This window comes from Pseudomonas sp. IT-P176, assembly GCF_949767245.1.
Taxonomy (GTDB): domain Bacteria; phylum Pseudomonadota; class Gammaproteobacteria; order Pseudomonadales; family Pseudomonadaceae; genus Aquipseudomonas.
Genome location: NZ_CATKPN010000123.1, coordinates 147,229 through 163,295, shown reverse-complemented (window position 1 = coordinate 163,295; position 16,067 = coordinate 147,229). Strand labels below are relative to the sequence as shown.

At 60.6% G+C, this 16,067-nt stretch carries 12 protein-coding genes; 7 read left to right on the top strand and 5 right to left on the bottom strand.

The genetic code is table 11. The annotated features are described in order from the left end of the window. Window positions 1–79: 79 nt before the first annotated feature. The 5 genes from ACM6IP_RS26885 to ACM6IP_RS26865 all read left to right on the top strand — a co-directional run bounded on the left by ACM6IP_RS26885 (window position 80) and on the right by ACM6IP_RS26865 (window position 6,953). A complete protein-coding gene (locus tag ACM6IP_RS26885) occupies window positions 80–1,021 on the top strand; it encodes a rhodanese-related sulfurtransferase (protein ID WP_095168005.1) in 942 nt (313 codons plus the stop codon). Between the two features lie 36 nt (window positions 1,022–1,057). Then, window positions 1,058–1,660 carry a DsbA family protein gene (locus ACM6IP_RS26880; RefSeq protein WP_174244628.1) on the top strand — a complete coding sequence of 201 codons (603 nt, stop codon included), beginning with the start codon at window positions 1,058–1,060 and terminating at the stop codon, window positions 1,658–1,660. Further along, window positions 1,653–3,470, top strand: coding sequence for an ABC transporter ATP-binding protein (locus ACM6IP_RS26875; protein WP_414862660.1), 1,818 nt, complete (start codon window positions 1,653–1,655; stop codon window positions 3,468–3,470). Before ACM6IP_RS26880 ends, ACM6IP_RS26875 begins: the two co-directional genes overlap by 8 nt. A gap of 182 nt (window positions 3,471–3,652) precedes the next feature. After that, the gene (locus tag ACM6IP_RS26870) at window positions 3,653–6,112 is read left to right on the top strand and encodes an EAL domain-containing protein (protein WP_095168010.1); all 2,460 of its coding nucleotides are present in this window, start codon (window positions 3,653–3,655) and stop codon (window positions 6,110–6,112) included. A 79-nt stretch (window positions 6,113–6,191) separates the two neighbouring features. After that, window positions 6,192–6,953: a TenA family transcriptional regulator gene (locus tag ACM6IP_RS26865; protein WP_371917586.1), complete on the top strand. Its 762-nt coding sequence runs from the start codon at window positions 6,192–6,194 to the stop codon at window positions 6,951–6,953. Between the two features lie 83 nt (window positions 6,954–7,036). Here ACM6IP_RS26865 and ACM6IP_RS26860 read toward each other — a convergent pair whose 3' ends face one another. The 5 genes from ACM6IP_RS26860 to ACM6IP_RS26840 all read right to left on the bottom strand — a co-directional run bounded on the left by ACM6IP_RS26860 (window position 7,037) and on the right by ACM6IP_RS26840 (window position 11,812). Then, the gene (locus ACM6IP_RS26860) at window positions 7,037–7,963 is read right to left on the bottom strand and encodes a GGDEF domain-containing protein (protein WP_095168013.1); all 927 of its coding nucleotides are present in this window, start codon (window positions 7,961–7,963) and stop codon (window positions 7,037–7,039) included. 248 nt (window positions 7,964–8,211) lie between these two features. Beyond that, window positions 8,212–8,952 (bottom strand): YciK family oxidoreductase, encoded by a 741-nt coding sequence (locus ACM6IP_RS26855; RefSeq protein WP_095168015.1) that lies wholly within the window; start codon window positions 8,950–8,952, stop codon window positions 8,212–8,214. A 90-nt stretch (window positions 8,953–9,042) separates the two neighbouring features. Then, window positions 9,043–9,714, bottom strand: coding sequence for an N-acetylmuramic acid 6-phosphate phosphatase MupP (mupP, locus tag ACM6IP_RS26850; RefSeq protein WP_095168017.1), 672 nt, complete (start codon window positions 9,712–9,714; stop codon window positions 9,043–9,045). 4 nt (window positions 9,715–9,718) lie between these two features. After that, window positions 9,719–10,417, bottom strand: coding sequence for a bifunctional 2-polyprenyl-6-hydroxyphenol methylase/3-demethylubiquinol 3-O-methyltransferase UbiG (ubiG, locus tag ACM6IP_RS26845; RefSeq protein WP_095168018.1), 699 nt, complete (start codon window positions 10,415–10,417; stop codon window positions 9,719–9,721). A 63-nt stretch (window positions 10,418–10,480) separates the two neighbouring features. Continuing rightward, the gene (locus tag ACM6IP_RS26840) at window positions 10,481–11,812 is read right to left on the bottom strand and encodes a TRZ/ATZ family hydrolase (protein WP_414862659.1); all 1,332 of its coding nucleotides are present in this window, start codon (window positions 11,810–11,812) and stop codon (window positions 10,481–10,483) included. Window positions 11,813–11,920: 108 nt separating this feature from the next. Between ACM6IP_RS26840 and mtnA the strand changes: the two genes are divergently transcribed. Continuing rightward, a complete protein-coding gene (mtnA, locus tag ACM6IP_RS26835; protein WP_414862658.1) occupies window positions 11,921–12,997 on the top strand; it encodes an S-methyl-5-thioribose-1-phosphate isomerase in 1,077 nt (358 codons plus the stop codon). Between the two features lie 414 nt (window positions 12,998–13,411). Further along, a complete protein-coding gene (gyrA, locus tag ACM6IP_RS26830) occupies window positions 13,412–16,066 on the top strand; it encodes a DNA gyrase subunit A (RefSeq protein ID WP_159997362.1) in 2,655 nt (884 codons plus the stop codon). Window position 16,067 lies beyond the last annotated feature (1 nt).

The following is a 16,067-nucleotide window of genomic DNA, read 5'->3' as shown; positions in this document are numbered from 1 at the left end:
CAGCGCGCCGCTTATGCCGGCGCGTTTTTTTTCGCATCCGGTTCACCCTTTACGAGGGTAGCCACCTGGAGAAATACCCATGACACAACAGATTGTCGTGGCGGCACTGTATAAGTTCGTCACCCTGGAAGATTACGTTGCACTGCGCGAGCCCCTGCTGCAGGCGATGGTCGACAACGGCATCAAAGGCACCCTGCTGATTGCCGAGGAAGGCATCAACGGCACGGTTTCCGGTAGCCGCGAAGGCATCGACGGCCTGATGGCCTGGCTCAAGAACGACCCGCGCATGGACGATATCGACCACAAGGAATCGTACTGCGACGATCAGCCGTTCTATCGCACCAAGGTCAAGCTCAAGAAAGAAATCGTGACCCTGGGCGTCGAAGGCGTCGACCCGAACAAGAAAGTCGGCACCTATGTCGAGCCGCAGGACTGGAACGCCTTGATCAGCGACCCGCAAGTGCTGTTGATCGATACCCGTAATGACTACGAGGTCTCGATTGGCACCTTTGAAGGGGCGATCGACCCGAAGACCACCAGTTTTCGCGAATTTCCCGACTACATCAAAGCCAACTTCGATCCGGCCAAGCACAAGAAGGTCGCGATGTTCTGCACCGGCGGCATTCGCTGCGAGAAGGCTTCGAGCTATATGCTCAGCCAGGGCTTCGATGAGGTCTTCCACCTCAAGGGCGGAATCCTCAAGTACCTCGAAGAGGTGCCGCAGGAAGAAACCAAATGGCAGGGCGACTGTTTTGTATTCGATAACCGGGTCACCGTTCGCCACGACTTGAGCGAAGGCGACTACGATCAATGTCATGCCTGTCGTACACCCGTCAGCGTAGAAGACCGCGCATCCGAGCACTATGTGGCTGGCATCAGTTGCCCTCATTGCTGGGATAAGCTGAGCGAGAAAACCCGTCGCAGTGCAATCGACCGGCAAAAGCAGATCGAATTGGCCAAGGCGCGCAACCAGCCGCACCCGATTGGTTACAACTACAAGCAATCCAGCACCGAGGCCTGAACCATGACCGCGCGCCTGCTCTATGTAATGGACCCGATGTGTTCCTGGTGCTGGGGGTTCGCTCCGGTGGCCGAGGCATTGGCCTTGCAGGCGCAGGCCGCCGGCGTGGACGTGCACCTGGTGGTCGGCGGTTTGCGCACGGGCAGTGGCGCGGCGCTGGAGCCGACTACCCGACGCTATATTCTTGAACACTGGCAGGCCGTCAACGACGCCACCGGCCAACCATTCAAGCTCGACGGTGCGCTGCCCGAAGGTTTTGTCTACGACACTGAGCCCGCCTGCCGCGCGCTGGTCACGGCCCGCAGCCTGGCACCGGATTGCGCCTGGCAGTTGCTCAAGCTGATCCAGCAGGCTTTTTATGCACAGGGGCGCGATGTGACCCATGCCAGCGTGCTGGTGGAGTTGGCCGAGCAAGCGGGCTTGCCGCGAATCGAATTCGCCGCAGCCTTCGACCGTGCCGACCAGCACGCCGCCACGGCGGCGGATTTCACCTGGGTCCAGGACCTGGGGATTGCCGGCTTCCCGACCTTGTTGGCCGAGCGTAACGGTCAACTGGCCTTGTTGACCAATGGCTACCAACCACTTAGCGAGCTGTCCCCGTTGCTCGGCCGCTGGCTGGAGCGTGCCGCCTGTGTATGACCAGCCTGACGCTGGACAGCCACCGGAGCGAGTCGATCGGCTGAGTTGGGCACACATCCGTCGCCTGGCACTGCGGCATAAAAAAGCCTTGTGGATCGCCAACGGTGTCGCCGTCCTGGCGACCTTGTGCAGCGTGCCGATTCCCTTGCTGCTGCCGTTGCTGGTGGATGAGGTGTTGCTGGGTAATGGCGATGCGGCGCTGAAGGTGATGAACCGCGCGCTGCCCCAGGCCTGGCAAAGCGCCGCCGGTTATATCGGCCTGATGCTGCTGATCACCCTGACCCTGCGGTGTGCGGCATTGTTGTTCAACGTGGTGCAGGCTCGGCTGTTTGCCGGTTTGGCCAAAGACATTGTGTATCGCATTCGCCTGCGGCTGATCGAGCGCCTCAAGTGCATTTCCCTGGGGGAGTACGAAAGCCTGGGCAGCGGCACGGTCACCACCCACCTGGTCACCGACCTGGACACGGTCGACAAGTTTGTCGGCGAGACTCTCAGTCGGTTCCTCGTGGCCATGCTCACGCTGGTGGGCACGGCGGCGATCCTGGTCTGGATGCACTGGCAGCTGGCACTGCTGATTCTGCTGTTCAACCCACTGGTGATCTACGCCACGGTGCAGTTGGGCAAGCGGGTCAAGCACCTGAAGAAGCTGGAGAACGACAGCACCTCGCGGTTCACCCAGGCGCTGACCGAGACCCTGGACGCGATTCAGGAAATCCGTGCCGGTAACCGCCAGGGCTTTTTCCTCGGTCGTCTTGGCGCCCGCGCCCGGGACGTGCGCAACTATGCGGTCAACTCGCAGTGGAAAACCGATGCGTCGAGCCGCGCCAGTGGCTTGCTGTTCCAGTTCGGCATCGACATCTTTCGTGCCGCAGCGATGCTCACCGTGTTGTTCTCCGATCTGTCCATCGGGCAGATGCTGGCGGTGTTCAGCTACCTGTGGTTCATGATCGGTCCGGTCGAACAACTGCTGAATCTGCAATACGCCTATTACGCAGCCGGCGGTGCCTTGACGCGGATCAATGAGCTGTTGTCGCGCGCTGACGAGCCGCAGTACCCGGGAGGGATCGATCCGTTCAAGGGGCGCGAGACAGTCGGTATCGAAGTGCAAGGCCTGAGTTTCAGCTATGGCGACGAGCCGGTGCTGGACCAGATGAACCTGTCCATTGCGCCCGGAGAAAAAGTCGCCATCGTCGGGGCCAGTGGTGGCGGTAAAAGCACCTTGGTGCAATTGCTCCTGGGGCTTTATACCCCCCAGGGCGGCGAAATCCGTTTTGGCGGTGTCACCCAGTACGACATTGGCCTGGAAACCATCCGCGAGCATGTCGCGGTGGTGCTGCAGCACCCGGCGCTGTTCAACGACAGTATTCGGGCCAACCTGACCATGGGCCGTGAGCGCAGTGACGAAGCCTGCTGGCAGGCCCTGCAGATTGCCCAACTCGACGCCACGGTCAAGGGCTTGCCCCAGGGGCTGGACAGTATTGTCGGGCGTTCCGGTGTGCGTTTGTCCGGTGGTCAGCGCCAACGCCTGGCGATTGCCCGGATGGTGCTCGCCGAACCCAAGGTGGTGATTCTCGACGAAGCCACCTCGGCGCTTGATGCCGCCACCGAGTACAACCTGCACCTGGCGCTGGCGCGGTTTCTCAGTGGGCGGACCACCTTGATCATTGCTCACCGCCTCTCGGCGGTGAAGCAGGCCGACCGGGTGTTGGTGTTCGATAGCGGGCAAGTTGCCGAGGATGGCGACCATCAGCAACTGATCGCGGAGGGTGGTTTGTACGCCAAGCTGTACGGTCATTTGCAACAGCACTGAAGGCGGCCGGCACTTACTTCCAGGCCACTTCCAATGCATTGGGGTTGCCGTCAACAGCAAACTGCTTCATCACGTATGAGCATTAAAAATGTCGCGGCTTGCCGGGAGTGAGATCGCCTCCTAGGCTAGCTGTAACGATTTCGGCTGCACGTCGATCAAGCAGCGTTAACGCAAGGGACCTCATGAAGCAAAAAAGGACGCTCGGGACACCTCGGCTGCTGGGCATCGTCTGGCCGTTTATTGCCGTCGTCCTATTTCAGGCCCTGCTCGGTGGTGTCAGCCTCTATACGCTGTCGGCGGTTCGCGGCTATGTGGCCGGCGAGAGCCTGTGGTCCAAGAGCCAGAAAGACGCGATCTACTACCTCAATCTCTATGCTGACAACCGCGACGAATCTATCTTTCGAAAATACCAGCAGGCCATGACGGTGCCGGAAGGTGGCCATGAACTGCGGGTTGCACTGGACCGCGAGCCGCCGGACCTGGAGGCGGCCCGACTAGGCATTCTCAAGGGGGGTAATCACCCGGACGACGTACCGAGCCTGATCTGGCTGTACTTGAATTTTCGCCATTTCAGCTATCTGCAAATCGCTATCGATCGTTGGATTGAGGGTGATGCGTATCTGGTCCAGCTGGACACTGTTGCCCGGGACATGCACGAGCGCATCAGCCGCAACCAGGCCACCGAAGCGGACATGGCGCGGTGGAAAGCGCGGATATTTGCCATCAATGAAGGTGTAACCCCCGCCGCCAAGGCCTTCAGCGATGCGCTGGGCGAGGGCTCGCGGGTGATTTTGCGCTGGTTGCTGTACACCAACCTGGCAACCGCGCTCGGTCTGATTGTCCTGGCCTTGCTGCGGACCCACAAATTGCTCGCGCAGCGCCACGCTTTTGCCGATGCCTTGCAGCTGGAAAAAGAGCGCGCGCAAATTACCTTGCAGTCGATTGGCGACGCCGTGATCACCACCGATGTCGAGGGCGCCATTGCTTACATGAACCCGGCGGCCGAAGCACTGACCCACTGGAAGGCTGGACAGGCTGTCGGCCTGCCGCTGGCGGAGTTGTTCAATCTGCTGGATGAGAACGCCCAGGCCGACGGCTTCACCCTGATCGAGCACATTCTCAGCGGTCAGCTCAGTGGCAGCAGCGAACACGCCAAGCTGATCCAGCGTCTGGACGGCAGTACGGTGTCGGTGACCCTGGTCGGGTCGCCGATTCACACGGCGGGCAAGGTCAGTGGCACGGTGCTGGTGTTGCATGACATGACCCAGGAGCGGCAATACATCGCCAACCTTTCCTGGCAGGCGACCCACGACGCCTTGACCGGCCTGGCCAACCGTCGCGAATTCGAATTTCGCCTGGAGCAGGCGCTGCATAACCTGACACGCCAACCTGGGCGACATGCACTGATGTTCCTCGACCTCGATCAATTCAAGCTGGTCAATGACACCTGTGGGCATGCTGCCGGCGATGAGTTGCTGCGACACATCTGTGCCTTGCTGCAGTCGGGCTTGCGCGAGGGTGACACCCTGGCTCGGCTGGGGGGGGACGAGTTCGGCATTCTCCTGGAGAACTGCTCGCCGGAGTCCTCGGAGAAAATCGCCGAGACCCTGCGCCAGACCGTGCAAAACCTGCATTTTGTCTGGAAAGGCCGGCCATTCGTGACCACTGTCAGTATCGGCCTGGTGCACGTCGCGCAGAATCCGGCGACCCTGGAAGCCTTGCTGCGGGCCGCGGACATGGCGTGCTACATGGCCAAGGAGAAGGGCCGTAACCGCGTGCAGCTGTACCATGTCGACGACTCCGAGTTGTCGCTGCGCTTTGGCGAAATGGCTTGGGTGCAGCGCTTGCACATGGCCCTTGAAGAAAATCGCTTCTGTTTGTACTCCCAGGAAATCGCCACCTTGGGGCACGTCGATACAGGCGGTGGGCATGTCGAAATTCTTCTACGACTGCATGACGAAGCCGGGCGAATGATATTGCCCAGTTCTTTTATTCCCGCCGCCGAACGTTATGGCTTGATGACTTCCCTGGATCGCTGGGTGGTCGAGAATGTATTCAAGATAATTGCCCAGTGTATGGCCCGACAACATGAAGGGCCGATGGCGATGTGTGCGATTAATCTGTCAGGCATTACTATTGGTGATGATGAATTTTTAATCTTCTTGCGTCAGCAGTTTGTTATTCACGGTATTCCGCCTGAAATGATTTGTTTTGAAATTACTGAAACCAGTGCAATTTCAAATTTATCCAGTGCAATTAAATTTATTAATGAACTCAAAGGCTTGGGTTGCTACTTTTCTCTAGATGATTTTTGTGCCGGAATGTCATCGTTCGCGTATCTGAAACACTTACCTGTAGACTTTCTAAAGATCGACGGAAGTTTCGTCAGGGATATGCTGGACGACCCGATTAACCGCGCAATGGTCGAAGTGATCAACCACATTGGTCATGTCATGGGTAAGCGCACGATTGCCGAATTTGTTGAAACCCCGCAGATCGAGCAGGCCTTGCTGGAAATCGGCGTGGATTATGCGCAGGGTTACAACATTGAACGTCCGCAGTTGTTTACCACTGACAGCCTGCTCTGTCGGCCGAGTCGACCTCGGCCATTGTTGTTCAAGGCGCCCGGTACGTTCCGTTGAAGTTGTCTGTCGATCCCTAACCATCACAATCAAAAGGAGTGCGACAGTGATCGATACATTCAACAGAACCGGCCCGCTTATGGAAGCTGCTAGTTATCCTGCCTGGGCTCAGCAATTGATTCAGGCGTGCAGCGAGAGCAAGCGTCGGGTTGTCGAACATGAACTTTACCTGCGTATGCGCGACAACCAACTCAGCGCCAGGACCATGCGCCAATACTTGATTGGTGGCTGGCCGGTGGTGGAACAATTTGCGCTGTATATGGCGCAGAACCTGACCAAGACCCGCTTTGCCCGGCACCCGGGCGAAGACATGGCACGCCGCTGGTTGATGCGCAATATCCGTGTAGAACTCAATCATGCCGACTATTGGCTGCACTGGAGTCGTGCCCATGGCGTGAGTCTGGAAGATTTGCAGGCGCAACAAGTGGCGCCCGAGCTGCATGCGCTGAGTCATTGGTGCTGGCATACCAGTTCGTCCGACTCGTTGATCGTGGCCATCGCCGCCACCAACTATGCGATCGAGGGAGCGACGGGGGAGTGGGCGGCGCTGGTCTGTTCCAACGGGATCTATGCGGCGTCATTTGCCGATGAGGAACGCAAACGCGCCATGAAATGGCTGAAAATGCACGCGCAGTACGATGATGCTCATCCTTGGGAGGCGCTGGAGATCATCTGCACGCTCGCCGGCCAAAACCCCAGCAAGGCGCTGCAGGAAGAGCTGCGCCTAGCCGTGTGCAAAAGCTACGACTATATGTACCTGTTCCTGGAGCGCTGCCTGCAACTGGAGTACGTCCACAAGCCCAGCGTAGTCCGTGGGCGAATGGCGATGGCAGAAGGCTGACAGCGCGGCCCCTGTAGCAGCTGGCGCAGCCTGCGTTGGGTTGCGCAGCGACCCCCGACATTCTCAAGCAGGGTGTCGGGGGATTATCCCGCCATCGCCAGGCGATTACGCCCCTCGCGCTTGGCCACGTACAGCGCACTGTCAGCGCGGCGCAGCAGGCTTTCGGCCGATTCTGCGGGGAGCAGGGTCGAGCAGCCGAGGCTGACGGTCAGCTCGATCAGCTTGCCCTCAACCCGATAATCCTCCACCTGTGCGCTGTATCGCAGGCGTTCGCCGACCATGGCCGCAGCTTCGCGGCTGGTATTGGACAGCAGGATCAAAAACTCCTCGCCACCGAAACGAAACACCATGTCGACGTTGCGCAGTTGGTTCTTGATCGACGTGGCGACGGCCTTGAGCACCTGGTCGCCAGCAGCGTGGCCGTGGCTGTCATTGACGCGCTTGAAGTGGTCGATATCCAGCATCAGCAGGGACAAAGGCTGCTGGTGACGTCGGGCCATGTGGATTTCCCGTTCCAGGGTCTGATCCATGGCGATACGGTTACCGGTACCGGTCAGGGGGTCACGCAGTGCACTTTGAGTCGCCGCTCGATACAGCAGGGCGTTGCGCATGGGGAACAACAAGGGCACCAGCAGGGCTTCGAGGTTGGCCTGCTCCTGCTCGCTGAAGCGTTGATTGCGCCGGAACACCAGTTCACCCAGGTGTTCACCCTGATGGCTGAGGCTGTAGCTCACCGAGTGATGGCCGCGCTGGCCGAGCTCCAGGCGCAATTCGCTGGACTCGTGCCGATAGTGCAGGGCGTCCAGCGGAACCAGGCGCTGAACTTCGCGAAAAAACAGGCCGAGGATGCGTTGCGGTTCCAGGCTGGTTTGCAATTGCAGGCCCATTTGCTGGCGCAACTGGCTCAGGCTCGCAGGGCGTTCCACAAGGGGCGGGATCTGGCCAAAACCCAGGCGTTGCAATTTGGCGCTATCAAAATCAATTGCGTGGGTCTGGGTTGGAGATTTCATATGGCGTGCGCCCCCAAGCAGGAATGCTGTCTGACAAGCTGGGTTACAGCGTGTTTGGTGCAGATTTAGAGCGAAATGCGTGCCATCGGTTCATTTTCTGGAAAAGCCGATTGCAATCAGATGCTTGGGGCACCCAGCGGGGTATGCCTGCGAGCAATATGACGGTTGTTTGACTAAGCATAGCAGAATAGTGGCACCGCCTGGCTCATGCCGCGGCGGGAAGCCGTCGCGGCATGCTGGGGGCGAGCTTACTGGGCGTCGAACGCCTGGCCGTTGATGCCGCTGCTATCCGGCCCCATGAGGTACAGGTAGACCGGCATGATCTCTTCCGGGGTCGGGTTGTTGTTCGGGTTTTCCCCGGGGTAGGCCTGGGCACGCATGCTGGTGCGGGTGGCGCCCGGGTTGATGCTGTTGGAGCGGATCGGTGCGACGGTGTCGACTTCATCGGCCAGGGTCTGCATCAAGCCCTCGGTGGCGAACTTCGATACGCCATAAGCACCCCAGTAGGCACGGCCCTTGCGACCCACGCTGCTGGACGTGAAGATCACCGAGGCGTCCTTGGACAGCTTGAGCAGGGGCAGCAGGGTGCTGGTGAGCATGAACATGGCGTTGACGTTGACTTGCATCACGCGCATGAAGTTTTCGCCGGACAGTTGCTCGATCGGCGTGCGTGGACCAATGATCGAGGCGTTGTGCAGCAGGCCGTCAAGGTGGCCGAACTCAGTCTCGATCATTGCCGCCAACTCGTCGTACTGGTGCGGCAGAGCGGTTTCCAGGTTGAACGGGATCACCGCCGGTTGAGGGTGGCCCGCGGCTTCGATTTCGTCGTAAACCTGGGTCAGGTTGGCTTCGGTCTTGCCCAGCAACAGCACGGTGGCGCCGTGAGCTGCGTAGGTTTTCGCGGCGGCTGCACCGATCCCGCGGCCGGCACCGGTGACCAGGATGACCCGGTCCTTGAGCAATTCAGGACGAGCGGAGTAATCAAACATAAAAAACCTCTACAAAAATTCTTCAGGTCAGGCGCAATCCCTGCGGGGGCGCCGGTGCGGCTACCGCCAGCAGATGTTGTGCGTGACTGCTTAGCAGCTGCACAACGCGCTATCGAGCACCTTGCGCAACTCCAGCGGATGATCCACCACCACGTCCGCACCCCAGTGCCGCGGGTTGTCGTCTGGGTGAATGTAGCCGTAGGTGACCGCAGCGGTGCGGGTGCCGGCATCGCGTCCGGACTCGATGTCGCGCAGGTCGTCGCCGACGAACAGGACGCTGGCCGGGTCGAGGTCGAGCATCTTGCACGCGAGGATCAGCGGTTCCGGGTCTGGCTTGCTGTTCTTTACGTGATCCGGGCAGATCAGTAGGGCCGAGCGCTCGGCCAGCCCCAGTTGTTGCATGATCGGCTCGGCAAAACGCAGCGGCTTGTTGGTCACTACGCCCCAGATCAGATTGGCCTTCTCGATGTCGGCCAGCAGTTCAGCCATACCGTCGAACAGTTTGCTGTGGACCGCGCAGCCCTTGAGGTAGCGCTCGAGGAACTCCAGGCGTAGTTCCTCGAAGCCTGGCGCCTGCGGGTCCAGCATGAAGGTCGCGGCGACCATGGCCTTGGCCCCACCGGAAATCTCGTCGCGGATGCGTTTGTCCGGGATCGCTGGCAGCCCGCGCTCGGCCAGCATGTCCTGGCAGATGGCGATGAAGTCCGGCGCGGTGTCGAGCAGGGTGCCGTCCATGTCGAAGAGAACTGCTCTGATTGCCATGGGCTTACTCCTCGCGCAGGGTCTGGATCATGTAGTTGACGTCAACGTCGCTGGCCAGCTTGTAGTGCTTGGTCAGCGGGTTGTAGGTCAGGCCGATGATGTCCTTGACGGTCAGGCCGGCCGCACGGCTCCAGGCGCCCAGTTCGGAAGGGCGGATGAATTTCTTGAAGTCGTGGGTGCCGCGTGGCAGCAGCTTCATGATGTATTCCGCGCCGACGATGGCGAACAGGTAGGCCTTCGGGTTGCGGTTGATGGTGGAGAAGAACACCTGGCCGCCGGGCTTGACCATACGGAAGCAGGCGCGGATCACCGACGAGGGGTCGGGCACGTGCTCGAGCATTTCCAGGCAGGTGACCACGTCGAACTGCTCGGGCATTTCTTCGGCCAGGGCTTCGGCGGTGATCTGCCGGTATTCCACGCTCACGCCCGACTCCAGCTGATGCAGCTGGGCAACTGCCAGGGGCGCTTCACCCATGTCGATGCCCATCACTGTGGCGCCGCGCTGTGCCATGGATTCGCTGAGGATGCCGCCGCCACAGCCGACGTCCAGGACCTTCTTGCCCGCCAGTTTGACGCGTTCGTCAATCCAGTTGACGCGCAGTGGGTTGATGTCGTGGAGGGGCTTGAACTCGCTTTCGCGATCCCACCAGCGATGGGCCAGGGCCTCGAATTTGGCGATTTCAGCGTGGTCGACGTTGCTCATGGGTAATCCTCTGAATCTGAAATATTCTGCTGTCAGCCTTGAGGTTCAGCTCAAGGGGTCGTTCTATTCGGTGTGGCCGCTGATGCGTTGACCCCAGGCGTTGGCCGTGGCGCACAGCTGTTGTTCATCGAGGCGCGTCAGGCGCCGGTCGTCGAGCAATTGCTTGCCGCCGACCCAAAGGTGTTTCACGCAGTCCCGGCCGGTGGCATAGATCAGTTGCGAGACTGGGTCGTAGACCGGTTGCTGGGCCAGGCCGGACAGGTCGAAGGCCGCGAGGTCGGCAAGCTTGCCGACTTCCAGCGAGCCAGTCTGCTGTTCCAGGCCCAGGGCACGGGCGCCGTTGAGGGTTGCCATGCGCAGGGCGCGATGGGCGTCCAGGGCGCTGGCGGATCCGGCAACGGCTTTGGCCAGCAGCGCGGCGGTACGGGTTTCGCCCAGCAGGTCCAGGTCGTTGTTGCTGGCGGCGCCATCGGTGCCGATCGCCACATTGACCCCGGCTTGCCACAAGCGCTCCACCGGGCAGAAGCCGCTGGCCAGTTTAAGGTTCGATTCCGGGCAATGAATCACGCTGCTGTTGCTTTCTACCAGCAATGCCAGGTCGTCTTCGCTGATCTGGGTCATGTGCACTGCCTGGAAGCGTGGCCCCAGCAGGCCCAGGCGTGCCAGGCGGGCCAATGGCCGCTCGCCGTGCTTTTCCAGCGCCTGGTGCACCTCGATCGCGGTTTCGTGGACGTGCATGTGAATGGCGGCGTCCAGCTCCTCGGCGATCACCCGGACTTTCTCCAGGTTTTCATCGCCAACGGTGTAGGGTGCATGGGGACCGAAGGCGATTTTGAGGCGTGGATGGTGCTTGAGGTCGCCGAACAGTTCGATGCCCTGGCGGATCGCCTCATCGGCACTGCTGGCGCCGGGAATCGGGAAGTCGAGGATCGGAATCGCGATCTGTGCCCTTATGCCGCTGTTATGGACACGCTCACTGGCAACTTTGGGGAAGAAGTACATGTCCGAGAAGCAGGTGATGCCACCTTTGATCTGTTCGGCGATGGCCAGGTCGGTGCCGTCGCGTACAAAGGCTTCATCAACCCACTTGGCCTCGGCTGGCCAGATGTGCTGTTCGAGCCAGGTCATCAGTGGCAAGTCGTCGGCCAGGCCGCGGAACAGGGTCATTGCCGCATGCCCATGGGCGTTGATCAGCCCGGGGCTGAGCAGCATGCCTGGCAACTCCCGGACCTCATGGGCCGCGAGTTTGAGTGCAGCGCTGCGCGGACCGATGAAGGCAATTCGCCCGTCGCGGATCCCCAGGCCATGCTCCTTGAGCACCACGCCCGCCGGCTCGACAGGCACCAGCCAGGTCGGCAGCAAGAGGAGGTCGAGAGCGGCAACGGGGGTCGGCATCGAGGATTCGGTCCAGTGCTTTTGTAAAGGATGGCGAAGTATACCCGAGCGTCTTCGCGGGGGGATCGCTATAATCGACGGCTTTTGTTCATGAGTACGGGGTGAGGGATGCGCGATCGACTGTTGGCTGCTGAGAAGGTGAAGGCCATCGATTGGCGAGACGGCACCCTGTACCTGCTGGATCAGCGCCTGCTGCCGTTCGAGGAGCGCTGGATCGCTCATACCAGCGCGGCGCAGGTGGCGGAGGCCATTCGTACGATGGTGGTCCGTGGCGCCCCGGCAATCGGCATTAGCGCCGCCTATGGCATGGTGCTGGCCGCGCGTGCCCGAATCGCCGCAGGTGGCGACTGGCAGGCGGCGCTGGAAGAGGATTTTGCCCTGCTGGCCGAGTCCCGTCCAACTGCGGCTAACCTGTCCTGGGCCCTGGGGCGCATGCGCGAACGCCTGGCGCGGCTCAAGGCTCACGCCCAGCCCTTGGTCGCGCTCGAAACCGAAGCCCTGGCGATCCAAGAAAGTGATCGTGAGGCCAACCTGACCATCGCCCAGTTGGGCGTCGACCTGATTCGCAAGCACCAAGGCAACGCGCAGACCATCCTCACCCATGGCAATGCCGGTGCGCTGGCCACGGGCGGCTTCGGTACGGCGCTGGGGGTGATTCGCGGGGCGTTCCTGGAAGGCATGGTCGAGCGGGTCTATGTCGACGAAACTCGGCCCTGGCTGCAAGGCTCGCGCCTTACCACTTGGGAGCTGGCCAACGAAGGCATTCCGGTGACGGTCAACGCCGATGCGGCTGCCGCCCATATCATGAAGACCAAGGGCATTACCTGGGTGGTCGTCGGCGCTGATCGGATCGCCGCCAATGGCGATGTGGCTAGCCAGATCGGCACCTACCAGTTGGCAGTCAACGCCATGCACCACGGCGTGCGCTTCATGGTGGTGGCGTCGAGCTCGACCATCGACATGGACCTGGCCAGCGGCGAGGACATCGCCCTTGAAGAGCGCGACGCCGGTGAGTTGCTCGAAGTGGGCGGCAAGCGGATCGGTGAGGGGGTCGAGGCTTTCAATCCGGTGTTCGACGTCACGCCGGCGGACTTGATCGATGCCATCATCACCGAAAAAGGCCTGGTCGAGCGGCCGGATACCGCAAAGATGGCGCAATTGATGTGCCGCAAGCGCCTGCATTGATCAGCTCAGGTGCCTGAGCGATTGTCGTCGCGAGCAGGTTCATTCCCACAGGTTTTGCGCCCACCACAGGCTCTGCAGGAGCTGGCTTGCCAGCGAAGGGGCAGGTCAAGTCAATAAATTAACCACAATCTAGTCTCGAATCAGCCTCTAAGCTTCTCTCGTCCCCCTCAAGCCTGTCATCGGTCAACTAACTATGCTCCATGCGCATCAGGGGGATAGGTGCGTGGCGGCTCTTGTGATAACATCCGGCGGTTTCCAAGGTCGCCCCGCGGGGTAACCTTTACTGCGCAGATCCATGGCATAACTCGTTGATTTGTCGTAAGTCGGTGCATGGCACTCAGCCTGCAGCGGCGAGCTTCGTTCGTCCCATCTGGATGTGACGAAGTTTCACCAGAAAAAGGAATCAGGCTTCTCATGGGCGAACTGGCCAAAGAAATCCTCCCGGTCAATATCGAAGACGAGCTGAAGCAGTCCTACCTCGACTACGCAATGAGCGTAATTGTCGGGCGGGCACTGCCTGATGCGCGCGATGGCTTGAAGCCCGTGCATCGGCGTGTGCTGTTCGCTATGAGCGAGCTGGGTAACGACTTCAACAAGCCGTACAAGAAATCTGCCCGTGTTGTCGGTGACGTGATCGGTAAGTATCACCCCCACGGTGATACCGCGGTGTACGACACCATCGTTCGGATGGCGCAGCCATTCTCGCTGCGTTACCTGCTGGTCGACGGCCAGGGCAACTTCGGTTCGGTCGACGGCGACAACGCCGCTGCGATGCGATACACCGAAGTGCGCATGACCAAGCTGGCGCACGAGCTGCTGGCTGACCTGCACAAGGAGACCGTGGACTGGGTGCCGAACTACGACGGCACCGAAATGATCCCGGCGGTCATGCCGACCCGTATTCCCAACCTGCTGGTCAACGGCTCCAGCGGTATCGCCGTGGGCATGGCGACCAACATTCCGCCGCACAACCTCGGTGAAGTCATCGACGGTTGCCTGGCGCTCATCGACAATCCCGAGCTGACTGTCGACGAGTTGATGCAATACATCCCGGGTCCGGACTTCCCGACCGCGGCGATCATCAACGGTCGCGCCGGCATCATCGAAGCCTACCGTACCGGTCGCGGACGCATTTACATGCGTGCCCGCTCGACGATCGAAGACATCGACAAGGTCGGTGGTCGCCAGCAGATCGTCATCACCGAACTGCCTTACCAGTTGAACAAGGCGCGTCTGATCGAGAAGATCGCCGAGCTGGTCAAAGAGAAGAAACTGGAAGGCATCACCGAGCTGCGCGACGAGTCCGACAAGGATGGTATGCGCGTCGTGATCGAATTGCGTCGCGGCGAAGTGCCAGAGGTGATTCTCAACAACCTCTACGCCCAGACCCAGCTGCAAGCAGTGTTCGGTATCAACATCGTTGCGCTGATCGATGGCCGTCCGCGGATCCTCAATCTCAAGGATCTGCTGGAAGCCTTCGTGCGTCACCGTCGCGAAGTCGTGACCCGTCGTACCGTGTTCGAGCTGCGTAAAGCTCGCGAGCGTGGCCACATCCTGGAAGGCCAGGCCGTTGCCCTGTCGAACATCGACCCGGTCATCGCCCTGATCAAGGCCTCGCCAACGCCGTCGGAAGCCAAGGAAGCGCTGATCAGCACTGCCTGGGAATCCTCCGCCGTGGTGGCGATGGTCGAGCGCGCCGGTGCCGACTCTTGCCGTCCAGAGACCCTGGATCCGCAGTACGGCCTGCGCGAAGGCAAGTACTTCCTGTCGCCGGAACAGGCGCAAGCCATTCTGGAGCTGCGTCTGCACCGCCTGACTGGCCTGGAGCACGAAAAGCTGCTGGCCGAGTATCAAGAGATCCTCAACCAGATCGGCGAGCTGATCCGCATCCTCAACAGCGCCACGCGCCTGATGGAAGTGATCCGCGAAGAGCTGGAAGTGATCCGCGCCGAGTACGGCGATGTGCGCCGCACCGAAATCCTCGATGCCCGTCTCGACTTGACCCTGGGTGACATGATCCCGGAAGAAGAGCGCGTCGTGACCATTTCCCACGGTGGCTACGCCAAGACCCAGCCATTGGCTGCGTACCAGGCTCAGCGTCGTGGCGGTAAAGGCAAGTCGGCGACTGGCGTCAAGGATGAGGACTACATCGCTCACCTGCTGGTTGCCAACAGCCACACCACGCTGCTGCTATTCTCCAGCAAGGGCAAGGTGTACTGGCTGAAAACCTACGAGATTCCGGAAGCTTCCCGCGCTGCCCGTGGGCGTCCGCTGGTCAACCTGCTGCCGCTGGACAGTGATGAGTACATCACGACCATGCTGCCGGTCGAGGAATACACCGAAGGTCACTTCATCTTCATGGCGACCGCCAAAGGCACCGTGAAGAAGACCCCGCTGGAATCCTTCAGTCGTCAACGCAGCGTCGGCCTGATCGCGCTGGAGCTGGACGAAGGCGACGTATTGATCAGCGCAGCCATCACCGATGGCGAGCGTGAAGTCATGCTGTTCTCCGACGGCGGCAAGGTCACTCGCTTCAAGGAATCCGATGTACGTGCCATGGGCCGTACTGCACGTGGTGTGCGCGGCATGCGCCTGCCGGAAGGGCAGAAGCTGATTTCCATGCTGATCCCGGAAGAAGGCAGCCAGATCCTCACCGCTTCGGCGCGTGGTTATGGCAAGCGTACCGCCATCGGCGAGTTCCCGGAGTACAAGCGTGGCGGCCAGGGCGTGATCGCCATGGTCAGCAACGACCGCAACGGCCGTCTGGTAGGTGCCGTTCAGGTGCTCGACGGTGAGGAGATCATGCTGATTTCCGACCAGGGCACTCTGGTGCGTACCCGTGTCGACGAAGTCTCGAGCCTGGGTCGTAACACCCAGGGCGTGACCCTGATCAAGCTGGCCAGCGACGAAACGCTGGTAGGCCTGGAGCGGGTCCAGGAGCCGTCGGAAGTCGAAGGTGACGAGCTGGAAGGTGAAGAGGGTGGGGTATTCGACGGCGAGGTCGTGATCGACGACGTGGTTGACGATCAGCAACTCGATGCCGCCGCTGACGAAGAACCGCAAGAGTAAG

Excerpts from the sequence above, each read along its gene's own strand:
- ACM6IP_RS26885 (WP_095168005.1), top strand. The coding sequence starts at position 80 with ATGACACAACAGATTGTCGTGGCGGCACTGTATAAGTTCGTCACCCTG.
- ACM6IP_RS26880 (WP_174244628.1), top strand. The coding sequence starts at position 1,058 with ATGTGTTCCTGGTGCTGGGGGTTCGCTCCGGTGGCCGAGGCATTGGCC.
- ACM6IP_RS26870 (WP_095168010.1), top strand. The coding sequence starts at position 3,653 with ATGAAGCAAAAAAGGACGCTCGGGACACCTCGGCTGCTGGGCATCGTC.
- ACM6IP_RS26865 (WP_371917586.1), top strand. The coding sequence starts at position 6,192 with ATGGAAGCTGCTAGTTATCCTGCCTGGGCTCAGCAATTGATTCAGGCG.
- ACM6IP_RS26860 (WP_095168013.1), bottom strand. The coding sequence starts at position 7,963 with ATGAAATCTCCAACCCAGACCCACGCAATTGATTTTGATAGCGCCAAA.
- ACM6IP_RS26855 (WP_095168015.1), bottom strand. The coding sequence starts at position 8,952 with ATGTTTGATTACTCCGCTCGTCCTGAATTGCTCAAGGACCGGGTCATC.
- mupP (WP_095168017.1), bottom strand. The coding sequence starts at position 9,714 with ATGGCAATCAGAGCAGTTCTCTTCGACATGGACGGCACCCTGCTCGAC.
- ubiG (WP_095168018.1), bottom strand. The coding sequence starts at position 10,417 with ATGAGCAACGTCGACCACGCTGAAATCGCCAAATTCGAGGCCCTGGCC.
- ACM6IP_RS26840 (WP_414862659.1), bottom strand. The coding sequence starts at position 11,812 with ATGCCGACCCCCGTTGCCGCTCTCGACCTCCTCTTGCTGCCGACCTGG.
- mtnA (WP_414862658.1), top strand. The coding sequence starts at position 11,921 with ATGCGCGATCGACTGTTGGCTGCTGAGAAGGTGAAGGCCATCGATTGG.
- gyrA (WP_159997362.1), top strand. The coding sequence starts at position 13,412 with ATGGGCGAACTGGCCAAAGAAATCCTCCCGGTCAATATCGAAGACGAG.